A 1,310-nucleotide genomic window follows, 5' to 3' on the forward strand; every position below is an offset into this window, starting at 1 on the left:
TCGGCTCGGACTTCCTGGAGGCGGTGCTGCGGTGAGGGCCCCCGCTCCGGTGGGAAGGGTAGGTGATGGAGGAGCTGCGGGAGGAGGTCATGGGCGGCCGCCTCCTGTCGGCCGTCAGCGCCTCGGCCCCGCCGAGCGCCGAGACCACGGCCTTCGTCGAGGACTGCTTCCAGGTCAGGCTGATCGACGGCTACGGGTCGACGGAGGGCGGGGTCGTCTTCCTCGACAGCCGGGTGCAGCGCCCGCCGGTGACCGACCACAAGCTGGTCGACGTGCCCGAGCTGGGATACTTCGGCACCGACACGCCGTACCCCAGGGGCGAACTGCTGATCAGGTCCGAGCGGCTCGTCCCCGGGTACTTCCGGCGCCCGGACGCCACCTCCGAGGTCTTCGACGAGGACGGCTTCTACCACACGGGCGACATCATGGCCCGGCTCGGCCCCGACGAACTGCGGTACGTCGACCGCCGCTCCAACGTCATCAAGCTGTCCCAGGGCGAGTTCGTCGCCGTCTCCCGCCTGGAGGCGCTCTTCACCGGCAGCCCGGCCGTCCGGCAGGTCTTCCTGTACGGCAGCGGCGCCCGCGCCTACCTGCTCGCGGTCGTCGTGCCGACCCGGGACGCCCTCGACCGCGTCGACGGGGACGCCCGGCGCCTCAGGGCGGTCCTGCGGGAGTCCCTGCGGGAGATCGCCACCGAGGCTGGGCTGAACTCCTACGAGATCCCCCGGGACCTGCTCGTCGAGACCGAGCCGTTCACCCAGGAGAACGGGCTGCTCTCCGGGGTGCGCAAGCCGTTGCGGCCGGCCCTGACGAAGCGGTACGGCGAGCGTCTCGAAGCGCTGTACACCGAGCTGTCCGACCGCGAGGCCGAGGAGCTCCGGACGCTGCGCCAGGCCGGCACCGACCAGCCGCTGCCGGCGACCGTGCTCCGGGCCGCCCAGGCGCTCCTGGGACTGGACGAGGGTGTCGTGGAGCCCGACACGCGCTTCCTCGAACTCGGCGGCGACAGCCTCACGGCGCTGTCCTTCTCCCAGCTGATGAAGGAGATCTTCCACGTCGACGTCCCGGTCGACGTGATCGTCAACCCGGTCAACTCGCTGCAGCAGGTGGCCGATCACGTCGAGCGGGCGCTCGCGGCGGACCACCGCCGTCCCACCGCCGACAGCGTTCACGGCCCGGACGCGACGCGGCTCGACGCGGCCCAGCTGCGGCTGGAGGCGTTCCTCGACCCGCGGACCGTCGAGCAGGCCGAAGGGCGGAGGCCGGCCGGGCCGCTGCCCGAGGCCCGGACCGTCCTGCTGACCGGCGCC

At 72.6% G+C, this 1,310-nt stretch carries 1 protein-coding gene; it reads left to right on the plus strand.

What is annotated here, in order from left to right; all coding sequences use genetic code 11:
- Nucleotides 1-65: 65 nt before the first annotated feature.
- The coding region (locus ACWDCZ_RS41470) for a phosphopantetheine-binding protein (protein WP_449818743.1) at nt 66-1,310 on the plus strand (1,245 nt) is incomplete at its 3' end.

This window comes from Kitasatospora sp. NPDC001225 (assembly GCF_053597855.1).